Source organism: Psychrobacter proteolyticus, from assembly GCF_039762275.1.
Classification (GTDB): Bacteria; Pseudomonadota; Gammaproteobacteria; order Pseudomonadales; family Moraxellaceae; genus Psychrobacter; species Psychrobacter proteolyticus_C.
The window spans coordinates 320,747-344,785 of sequence record NZ_JBDLOB010000003.1; the positions used below are offsets into that span (position 1 = coordinate 320,747).

The following is a 24,039-nucleotide window of genomic DNA, read 5'->3' on the forward strand; positions in this document are numbered from 1 at the left end:
TCGTCTTTTACTCTGTTTGGATACTATTATCTCGCGAAAACGTCAGAATATGCCCTTTAAATGGTAAGTCTAGATAGGTAGTATTTTCAGGTTTTACATGCTTACTACTAAAGCCAAACTCAATCATCTTATTGGTTAGTTTGTTTTTGCGACCGCGACCAGGATCGACCACAATGACCTCGCAAGTCGGCATAGCATGGCGGTCAATGAACTCGGCTAATATATCAATGTGTTGGTCTTCATAGAGCAAGTCACTGCCAATAATCATATCAAACTTGCCAAGATGGCTATTATCCTCTGCCCAATCTAAACGCTCAAAATTAATCTCTTTGTTATTATTCAGCGTGGTATTCCTATCAAGGAAATACTCAACCGTTGGATGATAGTCAGTCGCTGTGATGTCCGCATGTCGATGATTCAGTAGCAAACTAGAGAGCGCCATACCGCAGCCAACTTCCAAAATACGTTTACCTGCAATATCGTAATCAAGCATATGATTGGCCAGCACCAAGCTTGACGGCCATATCACCCCAAACATCGGCCAAGAAGCGGAGCAGATACCCAGGTTTAACGCTTCATCGTCAGGGTCACTAAATTGTTGATTGTCACGCAAAGTGCAAATATGAATGTCGGTGTTGCCAATTTCAATCGTTTGATAACGCACGCGCACAGTGGTCAGCGAAGTCATAAACTGTCCTAAAAAATAAGCAAGAATGCAAGGTTTGGCAGGGGTTGCCGATTTCGGTAGGGTACAACATTGGAAAAGATGATGAAAATATTGGAAGCTGTGTAGATGTTTGAATGGTTATGGGTTTATGGCAACTTAAGTCGTGGCAAGAAAATACTTAAGTATGAGGAGAGTATGACCTAAATTCTCACAAGTTATTGTTAATTCTAAGAGTAATGTTATTGCTGCATAAAGTTGGCTGATATCAAAGAGTGATATAGATAAGAATGGTACGAACATTTTCGTATAAGCATAAGCGTTGCGCTTAACTTTAGCTAAGCGCACTGCTTATGCTCGAGTAAAAGATAGAGCTTGATCATCAAATCAGTCGATACAGCGGAATCAACTAAGTGAGTTAAATCAGTTAAGAAATCTCAATCCAGAGGTTTTAAGTGCCCATACTAGCTCGACAAAGGCACGACTATTGGTCAAAGGCTCACCATCGATGATGAGAACGTAGCCTGCATTATCTATCCATAAAAACACAAAGCTGGTCTCAGGAATGAGTAGGTCGACCTGTTGAAAAAACGAGATTGCCTGACTCTCTACCGCCCATCCACGTTGCTTTTGGCGAAGCATAAAGCCTGAAAAATCAGCGGCGGCGACACTGAGCATGTCTGCTTCTTCTTGACTATAGCCAACTCGCGCTAAACAAAACCCTTCATCAGAGCCGATCGCGGCACGGCGTTTACCAGACAAGCTCGCCACGACATAAGGCAAAAACTGGTCCAATGGCAAGTTAGGCGCTGGTAAAAACAGTGACAGCTTTTCAATCCAGCCTTGTTCTATAAAGCTCTGTAGCCATTTTTCAGAATATCGCTGAAGCCAGTCAGCGGCGAGCAGTGTCTGATCATAAGACAGCAAATCTTGTAATGCCAACTGCTCATCAGTCGGTTCGTTCTGTGAAAACGCTTCAAAAATACCCGCTGGCGTCAGAGTAAGATAGGTTTTATCAGCATTTAAGTAAGAAGACATAGTAACTACCATTATGATAAAAGTGATTAATAAGTGACAAATTAGGCTTTTATATCGTTGAGTTCAAATAATTTCGATACAAGGAAACCGAGCGTAAGTTATACATTAATATGCTTAGTGAAGATGACGATGTAGCAGCTTTATATGGATTTGACTATAGTTTGATCGAGATGATGTTGGCAGTTGTCCCAACGCGCATCGAACTGCCAATCACTTCTACCCAAGCGAAACCATACCAACGAAAATGCGAGACGATCATTGCGCGCAGTACAATGGGCAAAAAACTCATTTTCGATTTGCTCAATCGTACCCCAATCTTCGTCATCACGCGCTTGCATCAGCTCAGTGGTGATGTCTTTAGCGATTTCTCGGGCATCGTCGCTGCTGATACGCAGCCGTTGCTTTTGCTCATTGAGAGAAGGAGATATCAGCACACTCCAACGAGTGGCCAACATACTATTGCGCTGGATGTATCTTTTTTTATCAATGCAATCGCGAAATCCTTGCTGGACATGAGGATACAAACGATCTTTGATACGAGTAAATAGATTGTTTACATCATATGGAATATCAAACCAGCAACCATAAAAAAAGTCAGCCACTGCACCCTGTAGCGGTTCTTTCTCCGTCAACAGTAACGCTGCATTGATGCGCTGCTCATGAAAGTGACGGTTATTGGGTGTCAAAAATACTTTACGAGAGTAAAACCGAAATACTCGGTGCGCGACTCTTTCATTTTCTTTGATCAGGTCTGAATCAGACATAATAATATCCTCCTGTCATCGCTATTATGACGACGGTGCTTGCTTCAGTGATAATGATGTCATACGACAAACGATGACTTCATCTCGCAAAATAGCGCTTGATATCAATACAATGATTGAGCGATTAGTCCAATAACGTTTGCATCAAATCAATCATAAATTCGGCATCTTCTTCGTTCATTGGCTCAAATCCTTGAGGCATGCCAAGCTCAGACAATGCTTCTTTACCATCGTCATCGTTATGCAAATTGAGGATGGCTTCTAGGAAGATTTGCGCATCGGGAAAGTCTTCTTTAACAAGGAGTACATGACTAATATCAGCCAAGTCACTTTCGATAAGTACTGACAGCTGAGTCTTGGTCAAGCGTGAAAAGCTATGAAATATCTCTGCCAAGAAAAACGCGACTTGGGCTTCACCTTTAATGACTTTGCGAGCAGCCGCTTGATAGGTCTCGGTCACATCCCAGTTGAGATCAGACGCTTCTATATCGACGGCTTCTAGCAAGCGCAAGCCAATCAGTTTGACATCTCGGTTGTCAGCCATCGCGACAGTAGCCCCTGCTTGAATGTCTTCCAAACGGCTAATAGCGCTATTAGCTGCGGCTGCAATGACCATCTCATCAGACTTGCCGATAGGTCGGGCAATGGCTCGATAGCCTTGCTCGCGGATGAGAGTAGCTGCATCAAAAGGGTTGGCATAAATGATTTGAATGTCACCAGCATCAATGACCTGCTCTTGCTCAGCGTGAGAGGCAGGGATATTGAGATGCATGTTTAAGTTGGCACGTTTTTGAATCAAAGTATTGAACATGTGCCAGCCTGCAAAGCGATCAGGCGAAAAATCAGGGGCGATTAACATATGGTGTGTCGTCATGACTTAGCCTTCCTCATCTTGTTTCATTTGGACATATTGAGTCATCGCTGCTTCAATTTTGCTGCGTGATGGTTTGCGTCGTACCGAGGTGTAGCCGACGGTTTCGCCGTGACGAACGTTAGGCACCACAGTGGCATAGACCCAATAATGACTGCCGTCTTTGCATAAGTTTTTGACATAGCCATGCCATTTTTGTCCAGACTCAGCAGTACTCCATAAGTCTTTATAGGCGGCTTTTGGCATATCAGGATGACGCAAAATATAGTGCTGTTGGCCAATCAATTCATCTACATGATAGCCACTGATTTCGACAAAGGCGTCGTTGACGTGAGTGATGATACCGTCGAGATTGGTACGTGAGACAATCAGCTTACCGTCTGGGTAGGGGCGCTCTATACCAGTATCATAGACAGTTCGTGACGTGCCATCATGATAAGTCATCGTGATTTGCTCAGCAGGCATATCGGGTTTGTGTGCATCAGGGATTGGAGAACCCATGGTCATCTCCTTCGTTGATCGTTATATCGTCAATCCTCTATAAATTGGATACGGTGTCAGCCTTGCTTAGCCTACTACTTGTAGTACTTTTACTCGGTTTTCTTATATTCAAATTATATTGAACCAACTATGTTTATAGTAATTAAAAGCTAATAAATTCGATAAGCAGTCGCCAATCAAATGAGCTTTGCCAACGCTTCTGAAGCGCGCTTAATATCTAGGAATATCAAGCCAAGCTTGGCATTGGGTTTTGCCATGATGGTAAGTACCGCTTCATCGCCTGATGAGGTCATGATGACGTAGCCTTTCTCGCCTTGAATCATAATGCGATCGATACTACCGCGTGCCAACTCTCGTCCTGCACGGTCACCTAACGATAATAATGCTGCTGACATAGCACCCACGCGATCTTCATCCACGCCAGTTGGTAGAGCTGAAGCAATCATAAGACCATCGTTAGAGATTAGCGCAGATGCTTCAACATCTGCTGATGAACTGTTTAAGTCTTCCAATATCTGTTGAAATGAATCTGTACGCATATCGCTTTCTCTATACTGTTTGTTAATTTTTATTTATGAACTATAGTTAGCCAAAAATAACCCTGTTTAAAAAAGGGTATTATAAATCCTTACTAATAATATTGATATAGTAAATCCCTATTTAAAGTGAGGTTATGAAGTTTTTTTTCTTCAATTCCATAAAATTTGCAACATTGTTATTAAAAAAGCCCCAATCACTCAATGATTGGGGCTTTTCTAATGACGATAAATAAAGGTAGGTTGATTACAGTGTCTCGCGCCATTGTCCTTGAACCATAATGCCTTGGGTAGGATTTAGTCCCATCTGATAGGCCAAGTCAGCAGGACGAGCGATATCCCATAGCGCTAAATCAGCATCGTAGCCCACTTCCACTTTTCCTTTGTTGGACAGCCCTAACGCTTGTGCTGCATAAACGGTCGAGCCTGCCAGTACTTCTTCAGGTGTCAGGTAAAATAACGTACAACCCATATTCATCGTCAATAACAGCGACGTCAACGGTGAGGTGCCGGGGTTACAATCAGTTGAAATTGCCATAGGAACTTGATGCTTGCGTAATGCCTCAATTGGTGGCAACTTAGTGTCACGTAATGTATAAAACGCCCCTGGCAATATCACGGCAACGGTATTGCTAGCGGCCATTTTTTTGATATCTTCTTCTGACAAATGCTCTAGATGATCGCTCGATAGGCCTTTATATTCAGCAACTAAAGCACTACCACCTATATCAGACAGCTGCTCAGAGTGCAGTTTGACTGGCAGGTCTAATGAGCGAGCCACTTCAAAGACGCATCTGATTTGATCGCTACTAAACGCAATGTTTTCACAAAAGCCATCGACTGCATCGACCAAGCCCTCTGAATGCAGAATTGGCAGCCACTCGCAGACTTGCTCAATATAATCGTCTGCACGATTTTTGTACTCAGGTGGCAAGGCATGAGCCGCCAAATACGTGGTACTTACATGAATGTCGTGCTTTTCACCCAGTTGGCGAGCGACCGTGAGCATTTTACGTTCAGTGTCTAAGTCCAAGCCATAACCAGATTTAATTTCGATACTGGTGACGCCTTCTTTCATGAGCGCGAGTAGACGTTTCTCACTTTGGGCAAATAGTGTCTCAATACTAGCCTCGCGGGTCGCGCTAACGGTCGCGACAATACCGCCGCCTTGTGCAGCGATGTCTTGGTAACTAGCACCTTGCAAACGCGCTTCGAACTCATTGCTGCGGTTGCCACCATAAACGATATGCGTATGGCAATCGATGAGTCCGGGAGTTATCCATTTATCATTTACATCCGTGATTTGGCTAGCTTGATATTTAGGCAAATGAGCAGTGATTTGATTCTGTGTTCCAATCCAAGCAATTTTGCCGTTTTTAATACCGATAGCCGCGTTCTCTAACTGACCGTATGGGACGCTATCAGTATCCTCGTTTTCATCATCACTTGTCTCAATACCAAAACCATGCTGCGCTGAAAAAGTCGCAAGATTGGCATTGATAATGACATGGTCAAATGATGTTATAGTAGACTCGTCTAGCATCTGTTCTGTAGGATTTTTCGATACGGAGTTCTTTGATTTATTCATAATATGCTCCTAAATTATTGGGAGGCTAATGTGTTTAAGTGATAATTAAATGCTGCTCTACAATAGTCGCTAGTAAGCGCGCAGCAACTTTGCAGCTACGACTGTCAATATCAATAGTAGGATTAATCTCAGCAATGTCTGCCATTTTTACTTTGCCTGATGCCATGATTGTTTTGACCATACGCTCAACAAAACCCAGCTCAATACCAAAGGCAGCAGGTGCGCTTACACCCGGGACAACGCTAGAAGGGAAGCAGTCCATATCGATGGTTAAATATATGATATCGACCTGATCTACAAAGCTTTTGACCTGCTCAGCAAGTGTATCCCAAGACTGATAATGACAGTCTTCATCACTAATGACCTGTACGCCCAATTGCTCGGCACGATCAAAGAGCGCCGCCGTATTAGAAAATCGGCTGACACCGATACAGCAATAGTGAAAAGGCTGATCGTGTGCGTCAAGGTGCTCGGCAATTTGGCGAAACGGTGTACCAGAGGTCGCTACATCAGACTGACGAATATCAAGATGAGCATCGAAATTAATAATCCCAATAGTAGGCGCTGTGCTTGTGCTGATAGTTGCTTCGCTGGTATTTTCTAAGGCCTGCCATAATCCTAAAAAGCTACCATAAGCAATAGCATGACCACCACCAAGTCCGATGGGTAGACCACCTTGCTTGACGATTGTACTCACTGCATTGGCATATTTGAGCTGAGCTTGCTCAAGGGTGCTCTCGGCAAAGCCATCATTATCATCACAATGAATGTCACCAGCATCACCCAATAATGTTGATAATTGACCATCAAAACGTTGTTGCAATTCAGCGATGACTGGCAGCGTAGCAAACGCTCGACGAATCAATGGCGGAGCAGCTCTAGCACCTACGCGGCCTTGATTGCGTCTGACGCCTTGATCACAGGCAAAACCAATTAGCCCAATATTTTGATCTTCGTAAGGCAGAGAAAGCTGGTACCAATAGCGGGCACGCGTAGTCTCAAATGGCTCTGCACGCCCTGTCCACTGGGTCATATCAGCAGGTGTATGGCTAATGCGTGTGGTAGTCGTTTCTGCTGTTCTCGCTATGGTCATCGCTGCTCTCCGTTCACTCATTGATCTTTATTTAGACTCGTACCAATCGCTGCGTAGTGACTGCCAATGTTCGGCAAGCGTACCGTCTAATACCAACTGCTTGGCCGCTTCGATATCAGGGGCGAGGTAGCGATCTTTATCATAGAAAGTCACTTTCTCACGTAATTTCTGATGCGCGACTGTCAACGGCTCTGAGGTATCTAGGCCACGATGGAAGTCGATACCTTGACCAGCAGCCAATAGCTCAATGCCGATAATAGTGGCGGTGTTTTGCGCCATCTCGTATAGGCGGCGTGCGCAATAGGTGGCCATAGACACATGGTCTTCTTGGTTGGCAGAAGTCGGGATACTATCGACGCTACCAGGATGGGCGATAGATTTGTTTTCTGACGCCAGTGCTGCGGCGGTCACATGAGCAATCATAAACCCTGAGTTTACCCCAGCATTATCAACCAAGAATGGCGGTAGACCGCCTGATAGCGTCGCATCGATTAGCAAAGCGACACGGCGCTCAGACATAGAGCCAATTTCAGCGATAGCCAACGCTAAAATATCCGCGGCAAAGGCAACAGGCTCGGCATGGAAGTTACCACCTGATATAGCAACTGGCCCATCTTCGTTATTAAAGATAAGTGGGTTGTCAGTTACTGCATTGGATTCGATTAATAAGGTTTTACCGGCTTGGTTGATGATATCAAGGCAGGCACCCATGACTTGCGGCTGGCAGCGTAGGCAGTAAGGGTCTTGAACTCTATCGTCTTGCTCACCGTCATGTGAGGCACGAATAGCACTGCCTTTGATTAGCTGACGGTGTGCTTTGGCGATTTCGATTTGACCATGATGGCCACGCACTTCATGAATACGGGCATCAAATGGTGAGTCTGATCCTTTGGCCGCATCAATTGATAGTGAGCCTACAATGGTCGCAGTCTCAAGCAAATCACGCGCTAAAAAATAACCACGTAATGCCAGTGCAGTTGATACTTGCGTACCGTTGATTAGTGCAAGGCCTTCTTTGGCTGCCAATGTGATTGTCTTAAGTCCATGCTGCGCTAGAGCATCAGCCGCAGGTACTTTTTTGCCAGCGACAAACACATCACCTTCGCCCATCATTGCAAGCGTCATGTGTGATAATGGTGCTAGGTCACCAGATGCACCAACTGAACCTTTGGCTGGAATATTGGGTGTGATTTGATTGTTGATTAATCCAAGTAAACTATCAACTACCTCGCGGCGTACGCCGGAAACGCCTTGCGCCAGACTGGCAACTTTCATTACCATAATCAGTCGTACGATGCCGGCAGGAAGTGCTTCACCCGTGCCCACTGAGTGAGAAACGATTAGGTTACGCTGAAGTAGCTCAAGCTGATCATCACTGATACGTGTCTTAGCAAGTAGGCCAAAACCAGTATTGATACCATAAGCGCTTTTGTCTCGTGCAATGATGGTACGTACATCTTCGTGCGAGGCATCTATCGCCTCATAAGCACTCTCAGGTAGTGTCAATATGACAGGCTGATCGTAGATATCACGTAGCATCTTAAAGCTAAGCTGGCGAGGATGTAGGGTTAGTTGTTTGATATTGTTCATAGGGGTAATCCTAGTTGCATAGTTATCTGGCTATTTATTTTTATAAAGTAAAATGATTCGAACTATTTAATCATTGGCAGATTTAGACCATAGTCTTTCGCTGTTTTAATCGCCAGCTCATAACCTGCATCTGCATGGCGCATAACGCCTGAGCCGCAGTCATTGACCAGTACTCGCGATAAGCGTTTGGCTGCAGCGTCCGTACCGTCTGCGACGATGACCATACCTGAGTGCTGCGAGTAACCCATGCCAACACCGCCGCCATGATGTAGTGATACCCACGTCGCGCCGCCTGCCACGTTCAGCATGCCGTTCAATAGTGCCCAATCAGATACCGCATCTGAACCATCTTTCATGCTCTCTGTTTCGCGGTTTGGACTGGCAACAGAGCCAGTATCCAAATGATCACGACCAATAACGATTGGGCCTTTTAGCTCGCCGTTTTTGACCATTTCATTGAATGCCAAACCTGCTTTGTCACGCTCACCAAGCCCTAACCAACAGATACGAGCAGGCAGGCCTTGGAATTGAATGCGCTCTTTTGCCATATCTAACCAGCGATGAATATGCTGGTTTTCAGGGAACAGCTCTTTAATTTTTTGATCAGTCTTATAGATATCTTCTGGATCACCTGATAACGCTACCCAGCGGAATGGGCCTTTACCTTGGCAAAATAGCGGACGAATATACGCAGGGACAAAGCCTGGGAAGTTAAAGGCATCTTTGACCCCTTCATCAAAAGCGACCTGACGGATGTTATTACCGTAATCAGTCGCTGGAATGTCCATCGCTTGCAAGTCTAAAATCGCTTGTACGTGTACGGCACAAGATTGAGCGGCTGCTTTGGTCAGTGCTGCGTGTTGCTCTGGATCCTCTTGGGCGGCTTTCCATTGCTCTACCGTCCAGCCACTTGGTAGATAGCCATTGATCAAGTCATGTGCTGAGGTTTGATCGGTGACCAAGTCAGGCTTCATACCGCCCGCATTAGCACGCTTGACCATTTCAGGCAAAATATCTGCGGCATTACCAAGTAGAGCGATAGAGACGGCTTCACCCGCATCGGTATGTTGTTTAATCAATTCATAAGCATGGTCGAGATTATCTGCTTGCTTGTCGACATAACCCGTGCGCAAACGGAAATCGATGCTAGACTGCTGACACTCGATGTTTAACGAAGTCGCACCTGCAAAGGTAGCAGCTAGTGGCTGCGCGCCGCCCATACCGCCCAGACCGGCGGTCAAAATCCAACGACCCGCCCAGCTACCGTCATAATGCTGACGACCCGCTTCCACAAAAGTCTCATACGTACCTTGGACGATGCCTTGCGTACCGATATAAATCCAGCTACCTGCAGTCATCTGACCGTACATAAACAGGTCTTTGCGATCTAACTCGTTGAAGTGCTCCCACGTTGCCCAGCGCGGTACAAGGTTGGAGTTGGCAATCAATACACGTGGTGCGTTTTCATGTGTTTGAAACACGCCGACTGGTTTGCCAGACTGTACTAGCAACGTCTCGTCATCTTCTAACTCTTTTAACGATTCTAAGATTTGATCATAGCTTTCCCAGTTACGGGCTGCGCGCCCAATACCACCGTAGACGATCAGGCTTTTTGGGTTTTCTGCCACATCAGGATGCAGATTGTTTTGCAACATGCGGTAAGGGGCTTCGGTTAGCCAGCTTTTGCAATGTAGCGTAGAGCCAGTAGGCGCAGCGATATTACGGCTCTCATCGCGTCGAGTAGGTTTGTTGCTATTGTTATCAGTAGTCATGATCATATCCTTGTGATAGCGAATAGGGCGATAAAGTCATTAAAGTAAGTGTCTTACAGTCAGTCTAAGTATTTATCTACTAAGCATTCATCTAAATTCATAGAAATATCGAATCGATAAAACAAATTTTCTAGCACCGCTGTAAAGTTGTATATACAAATTATCAAAGATACTTTTTTCATGCAAGGTTTTTTTTCGTGAGCTGATTATTTTTGTGATTAACTCAGCCGGTTTAGATAACATCGAGTGAGTTGAAAAGCGCCCTAGTTAATACTGAACGCTCAGACATTTTGACTAAGGCTTGCACGGTGGTCTCGTGATATTATGTGGTCATTCCTATTAGCAAAACTGACGGTCAAAGGCGGATATGACAAAGACGATTCCGGCGTATCAACGCATAAAAAACGCCATACTAGACAATATTCATTCTGGTAAGTGGCAAGCGGGCAACGCGATTTCGACAGAAATGGCATTGGCTGAAGAGTTTGGTGTGTCAAGAATGACGGTCAATCGCGCGCTAAAAGAGCTGAGCGAGGAGCGGGTATTAGAGCGTCGACAAGGGTCGGGCACGTTTGTCGCGCAGCAGCAGTTTAATCATACCTTTGTTGAGGTACGCAACATCGCTGAGGATTTAAAGTCGGCCAATCGCGACTATGAGGCACAGGTCGTGAGTAAGCGTGCTATTACGGCTGATATGCTCGATAATGAGCTGCGTCGTAAGTTTGGTATTGATGAAGGGGCTATAATTGATGAAGGGGCTACGTCTGTAAACGCGATTGCTCAGACAGATGCTAGTGATGAAGCTGTCCTGTATGAAGTAAAAATCATTCACTTTGCCGATGGTCAGCCCATACAGTTTGAAGAACGCTGGGTCGATGCCAAAAAAGTACCGAAGTTTATCGATCAGGATTTTAGTGTAGTCAATACCAGTGATTACTTGATTGCCAAAAGTCCTCTAGAGAGTGGAAGCTATACCATCCGAGCATTGGCAGCCCCTGATGAGATTGCTGAGTTTTTGCAAATTGCGCCGCAGTCACCAACGCTTGTGTTGCGTCGGCAGACCTATTCGGCTGGCCAAGTCGTTACCTTTGTAAAAATGTGGCATGCGGGTGATCGCTATCAGTTCTCAGGCGAGTTATAGCAGATATAGTCAAGCCTATATAAATCCGCTACATCTTCATCCTCGCTAAGCATACTAATGTATAACTTGCATTCGGTTTGCTTGTATCGAAATTATATTGAACTGTCTATAGCTTACGTATGCTCACTGATTTTGTACGTTTTTCTGTCTAAAGTGAGATACTATATCCATAAGTTGCTATTTAATAAGATAGCAATTGGCGCTAATTAAACTCGTCAGAATATTTGAACAATCGTTAAAAATTAAAATATAATATAGAAACAGTATTGAAAAATAGCCCGAATAACCTCAAATCGGGCAACCAAAGCCGAATATCATAGAAGAGCTTATATTGTTCTTCTGTGTCGGCTTGTCCTATTTATTAGCACCGTATATTTTATTAGCATTATGCGTTTTTACTTTATTCATTCACTCTTATAAGGACGTCTTATGAAACGTCGTACTCTTTTAGCCCTTGCCGCTAGTACTATGTTCCTTGCTGCTTGTGGTCAATCTACTACCAACGAAGCCGATACCAGTGCAACTGACAGCGCTGCAACAGGCGGTTCTGATTTACTACAACGTATCAACAACGGCGGCACTATCAACGTCGGTACAGAGGGTACTTATCCTCCGTTCACGTATCATGATGAGAGCGGCAAACTAACGGGTTATGATGTCGAAGTAACGCGTGCAGTAGCGGATAAACTAGGTGTAGACGTTGAGTTTAAAGAAACCCAATGGGATGCGATGCTGGCAGGTTTGGATTCAAAACGTTTTGATATGGTGGCTAACCAAGTTAGTTTGACCACGCCTGAGCGTAAAGCAAAGTATGACAAAGCAATGGCTTATAGTTGGTCAGGTGCGGTTGTATTGGCACCTACTGATGACAACCGTTATAGCTCGTGGGAAGGTCTAAAAGGCCTACGTACGGCGCAATCACTTAGCAGTAACTACGGTGAGCTTGCAGAGCGTTATGGCGCAGAGATCGTTCCTGTCGATGGTATGGCGCAAGCGATTCAATTAGTAAAGCAAGATCGCGCTGACTTTACGATGAATGACAATCTAGCGGTATTGGATTATCTCAAAAAGTTCCCAGATTCTGATCTTGAGATTAAGCTAACTGCACCTGCTAGCGAGTTACGTGGTTCAGGCCTAGTGCTTATCAAAGGTGATGATGAAGTTGTAGCTAAATTAGATGAAGCAATGGCTGAATTGGCGGCTGAAGGTACGCTAACTAAGCTTAGCGAACAGTTCTTTGGTGCTGATATAAGTCAACAAAAATAATGTCAGTTTCTATCATGTCAGCTTCTGTAATGTCTACATCATGGTTCGCGGACTTATTGGCCGTATTGCCATTTATGAGTCCTGATCGAGCGCAGATTGTCATCTCGTCGTTTTGGCCAATGCTCAAAGGCGGTATCTATTATTCGATACCGCTGGCATTGATCTCATTTGCGATCGGTATGGCCATTGCACTGACAGTGGCATTGATTCGTATCATTCCGCGTGCCACTTGGTTCCATGAAATCATCTATCGGCTCGCTCGCGTCTATGTGTCCGCGATTCGCGGTACACCGATGCTGGTTCAGCTGTTTATTATTTTCTATGGTCTGCCAAGTGTCGGGGTGAAGCTTGATCCCTTTCCCTCAGCGATTATCGCGTTCTCACTGAACATCGGTGCTTATGCATCGGAGACAGTACGTGCTTCTATTTTGTCGATACCAAAAGGGCAGTGGGAAGCAGGCTCGACGGTTGGTTTGACGTATCTACAGACTTTTCGTCATGTGATTTTACCGCAGGCGCTTAGAGTATCGGTGCCGCCGTTATCTAATACCTTTATCAGTTTGGTAAAAGATACCTCACTTGCTTCATTGGTGCTGGTCACTGAGCTATTCAAACAAGCGCAGATTATCACAGCTCGTAACTATGAGTTTATGCTGGTCTATACAGAAGCGGCGATTATCTACTGGGGTATCTGTCTGTTCTTGACCTTCATCCAAGGCAAGCTTGAAACGCGCCTTGATCGATATGTGGCAAAATAAGCTACGTAGTAAAATAAATTATGGCTCAATAGACACGCCCTAGCACAACAGGAATTTTTATGATCAAAGTCACTAATATTCATAAAGCCTTTGGTGGCAATCAGGTGCTAAAAGGCATCGACTTGACCATTAACAAAGGCAAAGTGGTCGTAATATTAGGACCTTCAGGATCGGGTAAAACCACTTTTTTGCGTTGCTTAAATGCGCTAGAGATTCCTGATCAAGGTGTGATTGCTTTTGATGACGATAGCTTGAGTGTCGACTTTGCGACTAAGCCAAGCAAAAAAACGCTACTAGCCTTACAGCGTAAGTCAGGTATGGTGTTTCAATCTTATAACTTGTTTCCACATAAGACAGCCATTGAAAACTTGATGCTTGGGCCTACAGTGGTGCAAGGGCAGAGCAAAGCGCAAGCCCGTGAGCAGGCATTGGTACTGCTAGAAAAAGTCGGACTGTCGGACAAAGCGGATCTCTATCCTTTCCAGCTATCTGGTGGTCAGCAGCAGCGTATTGGTATTGCTCGTGCGCTTGCTATTGAGCCGTCATTGTTACTGTTTGATGAGCCAACGTCGGCGCTGGATCCAGAGTTGGTACAAGATGTCCTTGAAACCATGAAGCAGCTCGCCTCTGAAGGTTGGACAATGGTCGTGGTGACACATGAAATCAACTTTGCTCGTGACGTTGCTGATCATGTTGTACTGATTGAAGACGGTCATGTGGTTGAAGAAGGCAGTGCTAAGCAGCTGTTTGAAGATTCAAAGCATCCTCGTACGCAGGCATTTTTGCAACGTATTGAGCAGTAAATACGCTTGTTTTTACGTAAGTGATGAAACAAAAAAGCCCCAATCATGATGCCATGGTTGGGGCTTTTTTGTTGAAATAAATTGGACGTATTTTAAATGAATAGACAGTAAACTATGCCCTTTGTCGTTGTTTTAACCAGCGAGGTACACGAGTAGCAGTACCGTTCAACACAGCATTTAATAAAGCCGCTAGCAAAATAAGCGCTACGCCTAGATATTGAATCCAAGACAAAGATTGATGTAGTAATAGCATCGCGAGCGCAATCGCAGTTAACGGTTCGAAAATCGTAAATACCGATGCACGAGTGGCGGGCAGCTTTTCCAATGCTTTCATATATAGCCCAAATGGCACGACGGTTCCCAGCAGTGATAATCCTAAAACGTAGCCCCAAGTCATCAAGGGCAGACTCAATAGCTGCTCATAAGTGTTATAGGTCTCAGGTAAGAGCAGTAGTACGCCAGCACTAATGATAATGGAAGTGAAAAACACCAAAGGGGCAGGGTGAGCGTAATGCATTGCGCGCTTGCCCAATACGCCATATAACGAATAACACATCCCTGCTGATAGACCGAGTAAAATTCCCCAGTTAACTTTTGCTTGCTCACCTAACATCGTCAAGCCAACACCAAATACTGCCATGAGTGCTAGCAACACTGATTTACGAGTGATGGACTCACTCAGTAAGAACTTCGAGAACAATAAACTAAATACAGGCGCGGTATAGAGTAAGGCAACGGCAGGGCCAGCACCGACATAACTGACCGCAAAGAAATAGCAGACCGACATGCCAAGGACACCTATCAACGACTGCATCGCCAGTCCAAGCCACTGTTTTGGCTGTAATTTGATAAGGTGGGGCCACAGTGTTGGTAGCATGGCTAAAATAATAAAGGCTGCCGTGACGATGCGTAATATGGTTACTTGCCAACCACTAAATCCAATTTGGTTTAGGTAAGTCGAGAATATACCCAACGTACCCCAGCAGATAGCAGCCGTGATGATTTGAATGGTGCCTAGCCATGATTGATGCGAATGGGTCGTCATTCCGTTGTCGATGTTTGCCATACTATTTTCTTCTTACGATCTAAGTGACACAAGATGTTATAAGATTGCTATTGATACAATCTCTCCAAGCAATACTGAAATAAGAAAAGACAACCTGATTAAAGGCTGTCTTTTGTTTGTTCTTTTGAGTCTATCACTAAAAGATAATAAATGACTACTAGGGCGTGTCCTAAATTCAATCAATAGTTATTCCAATGGCTAAAACATGGCTAGCGTTTGCTAAATAACCTAAACAATATCGAATCATTAACTCATATCATATTTGTGTTCGCATAACTTTTTTATTTCTATGGTCTCTGTTAATCAATCCATAAAAAGAATGTTTGCTCTCGGAGAGCATTTTGCTGAATAAAGCACACTTTTTCCACTTGGGTTCTTGGTAAATGATCCGTATCAGCTCCGCAATTTTTTGAGCGCTGTCTTATCCACTGAGTCTGCTCTTTTTTGAGGTCAGCTGCCATATCTTCACCGTACAGGCGTCTGACTTCATTTCGCGTTACTCTATAGCTTTCATTCAATGCTTGATCAGACGTGTTATATATCTGATCAATCAGAGCAGCTTGCGATGCTAATGGCAGATAAGTCGCGTTTTCTTTGTAGGTGGCACTATAGGTATCGACTGTCCATTTACTTCTTATAGATATCTCATGGTTCGATGTATCTATAAACCCGTCAAAATCTTCGCCCTCAAAGATATAACCCTGAAATCTACAAGGGGTCACGCCATCTTTACATAAGCTATGCTTGGTTTCCGCAGAGTAGTATTTGACAGCATAGGGCGACTTACTAGGTTCTGGTGTTAGCTGTAATAGCCGTCCTAAATCGGGAGCGACTAGCAGCATATTGTTGCAAGTAACGCTTCCTTCTGCACAGCTCTCATAAAGGTTAAGACGTTGACCTTGGATATCCATGCCCATTGAAAAGTTTGCCTGTACAGGAGCTACAGCCGAACTGATAGACGTCATTAGTATTAAGCTCAAGAGCAACGCAGTACGTCTGAGTAAGCTAGATGTATTTAGGCTTGAGCTAAATATGGAGACAGACATATAGTTTTATACCTGCAGCAAAAAGTTACTCAGCAATCGCTTAGCGCCCTCAGTGGCAAACGATTCAGGGTGAAACTGTACTCCTTGTATTGGATACTCTTTGTGCGCCAGTCCCATAACTTCATCACCAGTCAATGCTGACTCAGCAAAGCTTAATTCAGCACAGCTGTCATTGGCGACTACTGAGGTAATCGTCAGACAACTTGGGATGGTGTCGGCTTTTACCACCAGTGAGTGATAGCGCATGATCTCAAGCTCTTGTGGTAAACCTTGATAGATACCTGAGTTATCATGGCGAATTGATGAAACTTTGCCATGCATCGGTACACTGGCGCGTACCACATCACCGCCGAACACATGCGCAATGCCTTGCATACCCAAGCAAACGCCTAATAGCGGCACAGTCTTACCTAGTGTCTTGATCACTTCTGCACAGATACCAAAGTATGCGGGATCATCAGGAGAGCCCGGGCCAGGTGAGATAATGATTCTATCTAGATTCATTGCTTGCACCTCTGCTAAGGTAATTTCGTTATTGCGTTTAACGATGACGCTGGATTCTTTATCACTGTTTAAGGTTTGCAAAATCTCACCCACGTACTGGTAGAGATTAAAGGTAAACGAGTCGTAGTTATCGATAATTAAAACATTCATGGGTCATAAACTCTTTTATAAAAATAGTGCTAGGTAAAATATGGTCAATTTATGCAGTACTTCTAGTAGCAATTATGATTGCATAAAGCTGTCTAACACGACTTTCATCGCCGACAGTTTACGCTGAATCTCTAAGTATTCATCGGCTGGGTTTGAGTCGTAAACGTTACCGCCGCAAGTTTGAGCGTAGGCAGACTCGCCATTGATAAATAGACTGCGAATAGGAATGGCAAAGATACAATCACCATTAAAATTGAACGAGCCTAATGCACCGCCATAAGCACCGCGACCATCTGGCTCTAGCTCATTAATCACCTTGATGGCTTCTACTTTGGGCGCGCCTGACAACGTACCAGCGGGGAAATTGCTGGCAAGGGCACTAAACATGTCTTCGTTAGGATGGAGGATACCAACGATTTCAGAAGAAATATGCTGTACGTGAGAGAAGCGTTTGATATCCATCAAGCTACGTACTTTTACCGTACCAAAACGTGCCACACGGCCAATATCATTACGATGCAAATCAACCAACATATTGTGCTCGGCAATCTCTTTATCATCGTTGAGCAAGGCGCGGGCAAGCTTACGATCCTCGATTACATCTGCACCGCGTTTAGCCGTTCCTGCGAGCGGATAGGTTTCCATTTCACCCTGACGCAAGCGGAATAGTAGCTCAGGAGAAGCGCCAATGATGCACTGCTGCGCAAATTTCATAAAATACATGTGCGGCGATGGATTGACGGCACGCAGCTTTTCATAAATCGGCATCTTGTCACCGGCAATGCGGTACTTAGATTTAAACCCAACCTCACACTGAAAAATACGCCCAGCGATAATGTCTTCTTTGACTTGCATGACGACATTGGCATGCTCCTCTTGGCTCATACCATCACCTAAAAATTCAACACTAGGCGCTTCATAGCTGGGCGTTGGCTCATCGAGTAGGGCTTTGATTTGCTCGATACGGTTTTCTTGTTGAGCAGTGGGGTAATAAAAGTAGAAGATTTCCCCAGTCATCTTATCTAGGGTCAATCCATCTAGATACACGCCAAACTTAAATGGTTCAAAGTCTTCGCTGGCTTTTGCATTGAGGCTAGGCTCAAAGAAGTTCACGCAGTCATAACCCAAATACCCGACCAGACCACCGCTTTGATCGCGAGCGATGACATGCTGCGGCGTTATGTTGCGCAGTAGCTGATAAGGATTGTCGGTTTGATAATGGCTTGTCTCAGCAGTTTTATTGTCGGTAATCGCAAGCGTGTTGCGGTCTAATGCGGCGATAGTCGTCACAGGGTCAAAGCCAATCGCATGATGGCGCGAGATATGGCTGTCTTCACCTAATGATTCGAGCAAATAGCAGGTATCAAACGCACTTTCGATACGTTTGAATAATGCAAAAAAATCGATATCTTGCGTCAGTTTGATACGTTGTGGTTTGCTCGGAATATCGATAGGAGCAGGTTTGGTCTGTGTGCGAGTACTAGAGGTCATAACAAAGTCCGAAATGGTTCAAATATGTGTTGATTAATAAGTATAAGTTTCGTCAGTAAAAAGCTAGATAGTATCGTCGTCAGAGGCTAAGAGCGGTCTCTATGAGTGGCCAGTAACGCGCTGACATCATGGCTTTGCTTGGCCTTGGCACCGCGAGAGACAGTGGCGATACCAACCCCTAGCTGCTCAGAGATATCACGTTGGGTGATGCCACGATCTAGCAAGTCAAAAATGCGAATACGATTGGCGATGTCATGCTGTTCTTTATCGGTCAGCAAGGCACTGAGCAGCTTTTCGATATCTGCGCTATCAGTACAGTTGGTCAAATGTTTCACTAAGCTCTGATAAGGATCGGTAGTCATAATAGGTCATCTTAGCCAAAGAAAATAGATAGGTCGCTTGTTGAGCGATTTTTCGCTGAGAACCATCTTGTTTCAGTATTCTAGTACAATAGTACAAAAAAAACAAGTGATGAGCTAAGTTAATAACAGACTGCTATAAACGTGATGAGTTCCTACGCCTGACTGCACATAGCCTTAATACATAGCTAAAATTATATTGAATGATAATTTTATAACTAGTATCGAAGCATTTTTGTGCTCTATCAGTATATTCAGAGCTAAAATTGAGAATTTATAATATTAATTATTGCCAAAGTGTTAATACTTCGTTATGATGCCTATCATTATTTAAACGCTAATCATTATCATTAACATTAATCATGTTATTCGCACGATGAGTTTAAGCGTTTTCAAGATATTCCATCTTCTGGTAGGCACTATTTTAAGAGTTTTCGATGATAGCCCTTAAAAATAATTCTAAAAATTCTAATTTCTGACAGTAAACAAAGTGAGTAAATGTGTTATGCGCGAAGTAAAGTTATCTAGTCAATTGACAGTATTGTCTATCGGTGTCGCCGCTGTATTGTGGACGCAAGCTGCCAGTGCCGCAATGGCAGCAGATATGCCAAACACGACATTGCAGACGATCACTGTAACAGCGAATAGCTCAGTACGTGACGCTGTACAAGAAGACTCTGTCTACATAGATGACTACACCCCAGCTGCACAAGCCAGCCATTTGAGCGATTTTCTGGACGTTGTACCAGGGGTAAGCGTGGGCGGTACCTCATCGGTCAACCAACGTATTCGTGTACGTGGTCTTGATGATACCAATCTAAAAGTAACGATTGATGGCGCACGTCAAGAAGGCGCGTTGTTCTACCATATGGGTGACGTCACTATTGATCCAGATCTGCTAAAACAAGCAGAGGTATCAGTGGGCAATAACTCAGTGACGCTAGGCAATGATGCTATCGGCGGTGCGGTTGCTTTTGAGACAGTCGACGCGGCAGATTTACTTAAGCCAGGTCAAAAGGTAGGTGCTAAGCTGCATACAGGTTATGCTAGCAACAATGATGAACTGCTAACTTCAGCTACTGTGTATGGTGCGCCAACAGAAAATATTGATTTACTGGCTTATTATGGCAAACGCAATGCAGACGCTGGTGAAGACGGTAAAGGCCGTAAAATCCAAACGGAAGACAGCGAAGGCGAAAACATCCTATTAAAAGCTGGTGCTTATGTCGGTAGTGATCATCATGTAGGCGCTAGCTTTAGCCGTACCGAAAACAAAGGCAAGTTCCCATTACGTCCAGATTTTCCTGCTGGTGGCTGGAACCCAATTATCCCGCAGGAAGTCAAACGCGATACCTATGCGCTTGACTACGCTTACAGTCCTGCCAACCAGTTGGTCGATGTAGATGCCAATGTATATCAGACCAGCACGCAGATTTTGCGTAACTCTGATGGCGTACCTGGGTTTGAGTTTGATGCAGAAGTCCAAACCACAGGCGCAAAAGTACAAAACACCAGTATCATCGATAGCAGTATCATCAATGGTGTGCCAGGGGTTCATAAGTTAATCGCTGGAGTTGAGCATTACAAAAAAGAGTCTGAGATGACACGCGACTTTGGTAATGCGAGCACCGATGAAGCAACCAATACCTCAGTCTATCTAGAAGACCAATGGCAAATGGGTAAGCTTAGCTTAACGCCAGGCGTCCGTTATGACCGTTATGAGTCTCCAGAGTATGTATCTGCTGGCAAGACTTATGACAATGTTGTTGGCGCATTGGCTGCTAGCTATGAGATTGCACCGCGCACCCAGCTATTTGCAAGCTATACTCAGTTATTTAATGGTCCAGATCTTAGCCAAACGATTTTTAACACTGATGGCGCTGATACGTATGTGAACAATGACCTAAAAGCAGAAGAAGGTGACAATGCAGAAGTCGGTATTGCTACAACGCTGCGTGGTCTGACAGTGGCTGATGACTCTTTAAAACTAAGTGCTAAGTACTTTGAAACCAATATCGAAAACTATATTGAGTTTGTACGTGCAGGTGGTAGTAGAACTGGCATGAATTGCACAACTGGGCAACTAGGTACAAGTGCTGCCCCTGAAGCCTGCCAAGGTGTCATTAATAATGACGAAGATTTTAAAATCAAAGGTGTAGAGCTATCGGCCGACTATCGCGCAGATAACTTCAACATGGGTCTAAGCTATGCTCGTGCGCGTAGCAAAGGCGAAGATACAGGTTACAATATCTCTTCTGTCAGTGGTAGTGGCTCTGAGTCTGGCGATAAGTATATGGTCAACTTGGGTTACGCTCCAACCAACACTACCGAGCTTGGCTGGCGCAGTACTTATGTCGCCGATGTGACACCGAATACTGCTGATGATGACAACGAAAAACCAGGCTATGACGTGCACGATATCTTTATGACTTACACGCCAACTCAAATCGAAGGTTTAAAGGCCACACTAGGTGTGTACAACATCTTTGATGAGACTTATGCAAGCCATGCGTCACGTAACTCTATTGATGATGACTATACTGACTTTGAGATGGGACGTAATATCAAAACGTCTTTAACCTATCAGTTCTAATCTAGCTTATCGCATTTAAGTCTAATCGTACTTATAAAGTCAGCTGTCTTACACGGGAGCTGGCTTTTTATTGCCTACTAGCTTTTACATTGGCTATAACAGCAATGATGTATTAACTGATAAGCATCTACTAAAACAACATATGACAAAGAACTAACACTAATGATTTCATTCAATCTTCGTCAAGCTTGCCTATGGATTCACCGTTATACTGGTCTTGCCATGGCAGCTTTTTTAATTATCACTGGTATTACTGGCACATTATTGGCATTTCATGACGAGCTAGACGATATCTTCAACCATAAACTGGCTCAGGTTGAAAAACAAAATGCATCACATCTGTCTATTGCAGAGCTTCATAATAAGGTCATCAGTGCGTACCCTCAATATGCTTTTTCTAGTATGCCAACCTCGATAGCAGCAGAGAGGTCAGCCGTATTTTCTGTAGACAGAGCACGAGGAAAAGCCGCCCAAAACCAACCAAAAGCACCGTTTCACCAGGTTTATGTCCACCCTTATACTGGCGATATCATTGGTACTCGTGATAGAGATGAGTGGGCATGGCACAACACCATGTGGAAAGTGTTTTGGTTACATCGCGATCTATTACTGGGTGACATTGGAAAATTGCTACTAGGGATTGTCGCGCTCGTGTGGACGATTAATTGCTTTATTGGCTTTTACTTAACGTTTCCTAGAGCGATCAAGAAAAAAGCACAGAACCAAACCTCGCCTAAAAAACGTGCCTCATTTTTGAAACGCTGGTTACCAGCGTGGAAAATTCGTACCAAAAGTAATATGTTTAAATTAAATTATGATCTACACCATGCCTTTGGGCTATGGTTATGGATCATGCTGTTTGTCATTGCGTGGTCGAGTGTTGGTTTTAATTTAAGAGAGGTCTATCAACCTGTGATGCACGCTGTCGTAGGGCTTGAGGGAAGAGATGAAAGACAGGAGAACTCAAGAAAACCATCAGAAAAAACGGAGCAGGCGTCTGGTGCAGAAACAGCGACTAGAGTTAAAGCTGTAAGCAATGAGGCTGTCGATGTCGAGGTTATTGATGTGGTCAACAAAGCCAATAGTATTGCTTATTTAAGTGAGCAGGCAAACATCGCTGCCCAACGCAAGGGTATGCTAGTACGGGAGTTTTTAGGCATACGTTGGATTGAGGATGAGGATCAATGGCAGCTGCGCTTTAAGACAGATAAAGACATTGGTAAAAAAGGCGGTGCATCATCCATCACGATCAATGCAAAAATGGGTAGCGTTGAACAGGTGAACTTTGGCTACCAGAACTCATCATTTGGTAGCAAAACCAACAATTGGTTGATGACTTTACATATGGGTCATATTAGCCATGGCATCGGCCATTTACTATATCAAATATTTTTAGCACTGGTAGGTTTGGCTGTGACAGTGTTGTCCATTACCGGCGTCTATTTATGGTGGAAAGGTCGACAGCAACGACTTAAAGCGTCGCAAAAACTTAAATAGATATTAAGACATAAAACTAATGTGCTCAGTATAGTGCCAATATATTGCTAGTACCAATGTGCTGGCACTATATTGAGTTTTTTATTGCGTACTTGAGTCTAACCAGTCATTAAACCGTATCAACAATCACTGGACGACCCTGATGACTTAGGACAGTGACATCGACGTTGTACAAATCTTTCATCGTTTCTTTAGTAATAACATCAGCAGGACGACCAACAGCCGTCACTTCTCCTGCTTTCATCGTAACTACTGTATCGGCAAACTGTGCCGCTTGGTTGATATCATGCAGGACAATCACCACGGTTTTTTGCTGATTGTGGCTTAGCTGACGCAGCTCACGCATGAGTCGACCAGCATGATACATGTCTAGGTTATTTAGTGGCTCATCGAGCAATAGATAGGGTGTATCTTGGCAGACAATCATAGCGATCAGCACGCGCTGTCGCTGTCCACCTGATAGCGTTGACAAGAAACGCTCGGCAAGTGGCTCAAGCTCAAAGCGCTCGAGGATTTCCCGTACTTTTTGCTGATCGTCTGCGGTTGGTTGCCCTTGATGATAAGGATAACGACCAAACATCAGTAGCTCATGTACGCGCAGTCGTCCTTGTACATGATTGTCTTGCCCAAGCATCGCGACAGTCTTGGCCAGCGTCCGCGCCTGACAGCTGACAATATCACGCTCTTCATTATCTACAGCGAAGCTCACCTGCCCAGATTGCAGCGGCTGCAAGCGAGCCATGACAGAAAACAACGTAGACTTCCCAGCGCCGTTAGGCCCAATTAAAGCAATCACCTGCGCCGTTGGTAGGGACAATGTAATGTCATGCAAGATTTGTTGTTTGCCAATATGGTGAGAGATATTATTCAGTTTAATCATAGTCAGTCTTATCTAAAAAGTCTTAGGTTTTTCTTGATGAACAGCATCAGCTAAATAAACAACGTCGG

Annotated in this window: 22 protein-coding genes; 6 read left to right on the forward strand and 16 right to left on the reverse strand. The window is 44.3% G+C overall.

Going from position 1 to position 24,039, the window contains the following annotated elements:
* Positions 1-7: 7 nt before the first annotated feature.
* From ABFV72_RS07190 to hutU, 10 genes are all read right to left on the reverse strand, one after another.
* A complete protein-coding gene (locus ABFV72_RS07190; RefSeq protein ID WP_347162980.1) occupies positions 8-688 on the reverse strand; it encodes a class I SAM-dependent methyltransferase in 681 nt (226 codons plus the stop codon).
* Positions 689-1,087: 399 nt separating this feature from the next.
* Positions 1,088-1,702: a hypothetical protein gene (locus ABFV72_RS07195; protein ID WP_347162981.1), complete on the reverse strand. Its 615-nt coding sequence runs from the start codon at positions 1,700-1,702 to the stop codon at positions 1,088-1,090.
* Between the two features lie 140 nt (positions 1,703-1,842).
* Entirely contained in the window at positions 1,843-2,466 is a 624-nt protein-coding gene (locus ABFV72_RS07200; protein ID WP_347162982.1) for a hypothetical protein, read from the reverse strand.
* Positions 2,467-2,590: 124 nt separating this feature from the next.
* Positions 2,591-3,340 (reverse strand): PhnD/SsuA/transferrin family substrate-binding protein, encoded by a 750-nt coding sequence (locus ABFV72_RS07205; protein WP_347162983.1) that lies wholly within the window; start codon positions 3,338-3,340, stop codon positions 2,591-2,593.
* Between the two features lie 3 nt (positions 3,341-3,343).
* Positions 3,344-3,838 (reverse strand): PAS domain-containing protein, encoded by a 495-nt coding sequence (locus ABFV72_RS07210; RefSeq protein ID WP_347162984.1) that lies wholly within the window; start codon positions 3,836-3,838, stop codon positions 3,344-3,346.
* 176 nt (positions 3,839-4,014) lie between these two features.
* A complete protein-coding gene (locus ABFV72_RS07215) occupies positions 4,015-4,377 on the reverse strand; it encodes a roadblock/LC7 domain-containing protein (protein WP_010201036.1) in 363 nt (120 codons plus the stop codon).
* A 244-nt stretch (positions 4,378-4,621) separates the two neighbouring features.
* Complete coding sequence (gene hutI / locus ABFV72_RS07220) at positions 4,622-5,917, reverse strand: imidazolonepropionase (RefSeq protein ID WP_347163064.1); 1,296 nt, start codon at positions 5,915-5,917, stop codon at positions 4,622-4,624.
* 79 nt (positions 5,918-5,996) lie between these two features.
* On the reverse strand, positions 5,997-7,055 hold the full coding sequence (hutG, locus tag ABFV72_RS07225; RefSeq protein WP_347162985.1) for a formimidoylglutamase: 1,059 nt from the start codon (positions 7,053-7,055) through the stop codon (positions 5,997-5,999).
* A 27-nt stretch (positions 7,056-7,082) separates the two neighbouring features.
* A complete protein-coding gene (gene hutH, locus ABFV72_RS07230) occupies positions 7,083-8,645 on the reverse strand; it encodes a histidine ammonia-lyase (RefSeq protein WP_347162986.1) in 1,563 nt (520 codons plus the stop codon).
* Positions 8,646-8,707: 62 nt separating this feature from the next.
* Positions 8,708-10,417, reverse strand: a complete 1,710-nt coding sequence (gene hutU / locus ABFV72_RS07235) for a urocanate hydratase (protein WP_347162987.1) — start codon at positions 10,415-10,417, stop codon at positions 8,708-8,710.
* A gap of 367 nt (positions 10,418-10,784) precedes the next feature.
* Here hutU and ABFV72_RS07240 point away from each other — a divergent pair, with 367 nt between their 5' ends.
* The 4 genes from ABFV72_RS07240 (at position 10,785) to ABFV72_RS07255 (ending at position 14,385) form a co-directional block, all read left to right on the forward strand.
* Entirely contained in the window at positions 10,785-11,558 is a 774-nt protein-coding gene (locus tag ABFV72_RS07240) for a UTRA domain-containing protein (protein ID WP_057762592.1), read from the forward strand.
* A gap of 429 nt (positions 11,559-11,987) precedes the next feature.
* Complete coding sequence (locus ABFV72_RS07245) at positions 11,988-12,824, forward strand: amino acid ABC transporter substrate-binding protein (protein ID WP_057761253.1); 837 nt, start codon at positions 11,988-11,990, stop codon at positions 12,822-12,824.
* 14 nt (positions 12,825-12,838) lie between these two features.
* A complete protein-coding gene (locus tag ABFV72_RS07250) occupies positions 12,839-13,582 on the forward strand; it encodes an amino acid ABC transporter permease (protein ID WP_057762590.1) in 744 nt (247 codons plus the stop codon).
* Between the two features lie 59 nt (positions 13,583-13,641).
* The gene (locus tag ABFV72_RS07255) at positions 13,642-14,385 is read left to right on the forward strand and encodes an amino acid ABC transporter ATP-binding protein (protein ID WP_057761251.1); all 744 of its coding nucleotides are present in this window, start codon (positions 13,642-13,644) and stop codon (positions 14,383-14,385) included.
* A gap of 112 nt (positions 14,386-14,497) precedes the next feature.
* Here ABFV72_RS07255 and ABFV72_RS07260 read toward each other — a convergent pair whose 3' ends face one another.
* The 5 genes from ABFV72_RS07260 to ABFV72_RS07280 all read right to left on the reverse strand — a co-directional run bounded on the left by ABFV72_RS07260 (position 14,498) and on the right by ABFV72_RS07280 (position 19,004).
* Positions 14,498-15,451 carry a DMT family transporter gene (locus ABFV72_RS07260; RefSeq protein ID WP_102090494.1) on the reverse strand — a complete coding sequence of 318 codons (954 nt, stop codon included), beginning with the start codon at positions 15,449-15,451 and terminating at the stop codon, positions 14,498-14,500.
* A 299-nt stretch (positions 15,452-15,750) separates the two neighbouring features.
* Positions 15,751-16,497 (reverse strand): lysozyme inhibitor LprI family protein, encoded by a 747-nt coding sequence (locus ABFV72_RS07265; protein WP_347162988.1) that lies wholly within the window; start codon positions 16,495-16,497, stop codon positions 15,751-15,753.
* A gap of 6 nt (positions 16,498-16,503) precedes the next feature.
* Complete coding sequence (locus ABFV72_RS07270; RefSeq protein ID WP_347162989.1) at positions 16,504-17,151, reverse strand: anthranilate synthase component II; 648 nt, start codon at positions 17,149-17,151, stop codon at positions 16,504-16,506.
* 72 nt (positions 17,152-17,223) lie between these two features.
* Positions 17,224-18,642 carry an anthranilate synthase component I family protein gene (locus tag ABFV72_RS07275; RefSeq protein WP_347162990.1) on the reverse strand — a complete coding sequence of 473 codons (1,419 nt, stop codon included), beginning with the start codon at positions 18,640-18,642 and terminating at the stop codon, positions 17,224-17,226.
* A gap of 86 nt (positions 18,643-18,728) precedes the next feature.
* Positions 18,729-19,004, reverse strand: a complete 276-nt coding sequence (locus ABFV72_RS07280; RefSeq protein ID WP_057761242.1) for a Trp family transcriptional regulator — start codon at positions 19,002-19,004, stop codon at positions 18,729-18,731.
* A gap of 502 nt (positions 19,005-19,506) precedes the next feature.
* Between ABFV72_RS07280 and ABFV72_RS07285 the strand changes: the two genes are divergently transcribed.
* Both ABFV72_RS07285 and ABFV72_RS07290 read left to right on the forward strand, forming a co-directional pair.
* On the forward strand, positions 19,507-21,594 hold the full coding sequence (locus ABFV72_RS07285; RefSeq protein WP_347162991.1) for a TonB-dependent receptor domain-containing protein: 2,088 nt from the start codon (positions 19,507-19,509) through the stop codon (positions 21,592-21,594).
* Positions 21,595-21,756: 162 nt separating this feature from the next.
* Entirely contained in the window at positions 21,757-23,091 is a 1,335-nt protein-coding gene (locus ABFV72_RS07290) for a PepSY-associated TM helix domain-containing protein (RefSeq protein ID WP_347162992.1), read from the forward strand.
* A 109-nt stretch (positions 23,092-23,200) separates the two neighbouring features.
* Here ABFV72_RS07290 and ABFV72_RS07295 read toward each other — a convergent pair whose 3' ends face one another.
* Positions 23,201-23,971, reverse strand: a complete 771-nt coding sequence (locus ABFV72_RS07295; protein WP_347162993.1) for an iron ABC transporter ATP-binding protein — start codon at positions 23,969-23,971, stop codon at positions 23,201-23,203.
* Positions 23,972-24,039: the final 68 nt, after the last annotated feature.

Excerpts from the sequence above, each read along its gene's own strand:
- ABFV72_RS07190 (WP_347162980.1), bottom strand. The coding sequence starts at position 688 with ATGACTTCGCTGACCACTGTGCGCGTGCGTTATCAAACGATTGAAATT.
- ABFV72_RS07195 (WP_347162981.1), bottom strand. The coding sequence starts at position 1,702 with ATGTCTTCTTACTTAAATGCTGATAAAACCTATCTTACTCTGACGCCA.
- ABFV72_RS07200 (WP_347162982.1), bottom strand. The coding sequence starts at position 2,466 with ATGTCTGATTCAGACCTGATCAAAGAAAATGAAAGAGTCGCGCACCGA.
- ABFV72_RS07205 (WP_347162983.1), bottom strand. The coding sequence starts at position 3,340 with ATGACGACACACCATATGTTAATCGCCCCTGATTTTTCGCCTGATCGC.
- ABFV72_RS07210 (WP_347162984.1), bottom strand. The coding sequence starts at position 3,838 with ATGGGTTCTCCAATCCCTGATGCACACAAACCCGATATGCCTGCTGAG.
- ABFV72_RS07215 (WP_010201036.1), bottom strand. The coding sequence starts at position 4,377 with ATGCGTACAGATTCATTTCAACAGATATTGGAAGACTTAAACAGTTCA.
- hutI (WP_347163064.1), bottom strand. The coding sequence starts at position 5,917 with ATGCTAGACGAGTCTACTATAACATCATTTGACCATGTCATTATCAAT.
- hutG (WP_347162985.1), bottom strand. The coding sequence starts at position 7,055 with ATGACCATAGCGAGAACAGCAGAAACGACTACCACACGCATTAGCCAT.
- hutH (WP_347162986.1), bottom strand. The coding sequence starts at position 8,645 with ATGAACAATATCAAACAACTAACCCTACATCCTCGCCAGCTTAGCTTT.
- hutU (WP_347162987.1), bottom strand. The coding sequence starts at position 10,417 with ATGACTACTGATAACAATAGCAACAAACCTACTCGACGCGATGAGAGC.
- ABFV72_RS07240 (WP_057762592.1), top strand. The coding sequence starts at position 10,785 with ATGACAAAGACGATTCCGGCGTATCAACGCATAAAAAACGCCATACTA.
- ABFV72_RS07245 (WP_057761253.1), top strand. The coding sequence starts at position 11,988 with ATGAAACGTCGTACTCTTTTAGCCCTTGCCGCTAGTACTATGTTCCTT.
- ABFV72_RS07250 (WP_057762590.1), top strand. The coding sequence starts at position 12,839 with ATGTCAGCTTCTGTAATGTCTACATCATGGTTCGCGGACTTATTGGCC.
- ABFV72_RS07255 (WP_057761251.1), top strand. The coding sequence starts at position 13,642 with ATGATCAAAGTCACTAATATTCATAAAGCCTTTGGTGGCAATCAGGTG.
- ABFV72_RS07260 (WP_102090494.1), bottom strand. The coding sequence starts at position 15,451 with ATGGCAAACATCGACAACGGAATGACGACCCATTCGCATCAATCATGG.
- ABFV72_RS07265 (WP_347162988.1), bottom strand. The coding sequence starts at position 16,497 with ATGTCTGTCTCCATATTTAGCTCAAGCCTAAATACATCTAGCTTACTC.
- ABFV72_RS07270 (WP_347162989.1), bottom strand. The coding sequence starts at position 17,151 with ATGAATGTTTTAATTATCGATAACTACGACTCGTTTACCTTTAATCTC.
- ABFV72_RS07275 (WP_347162990.1), bottom strand. The coding sequence starts at position 18,642 with ATGACCTCTAGTACTCGCACACAGACCAAACCTGCTCCTATCGATATT.
- ABFV72_RS07280 (WP_057761242.1), bottom strand. The coding sequence starts at position 19,004 with ATGACTACCGATCCTTATCAGAGCTTAGTGAAACATTTGACCAACTGT.
- ABFV72_RS07285 (WP_347162991.1), top strand. The coding sequence starts at position 19,507 with ATGCGCGAAGTAAAGTTATCTAGTCAATTGACAGTATTGTCTATCGGT.
- ABFV72_RS07290 (WP_347162992.1), top strand. The coding sequence starts at position 21,757 with ATGATTTCATTCAATCTTCGTCAAGCTTGCCTATGGATTCACCGTTAT.
- ABFV72_RS07295 (WP_347162993.1), bottom strand. The coding sequence starts at position 23,971 with ATGATTAAACTGAATAATATCTCTCACCATATTGGCAAACAACAAATC.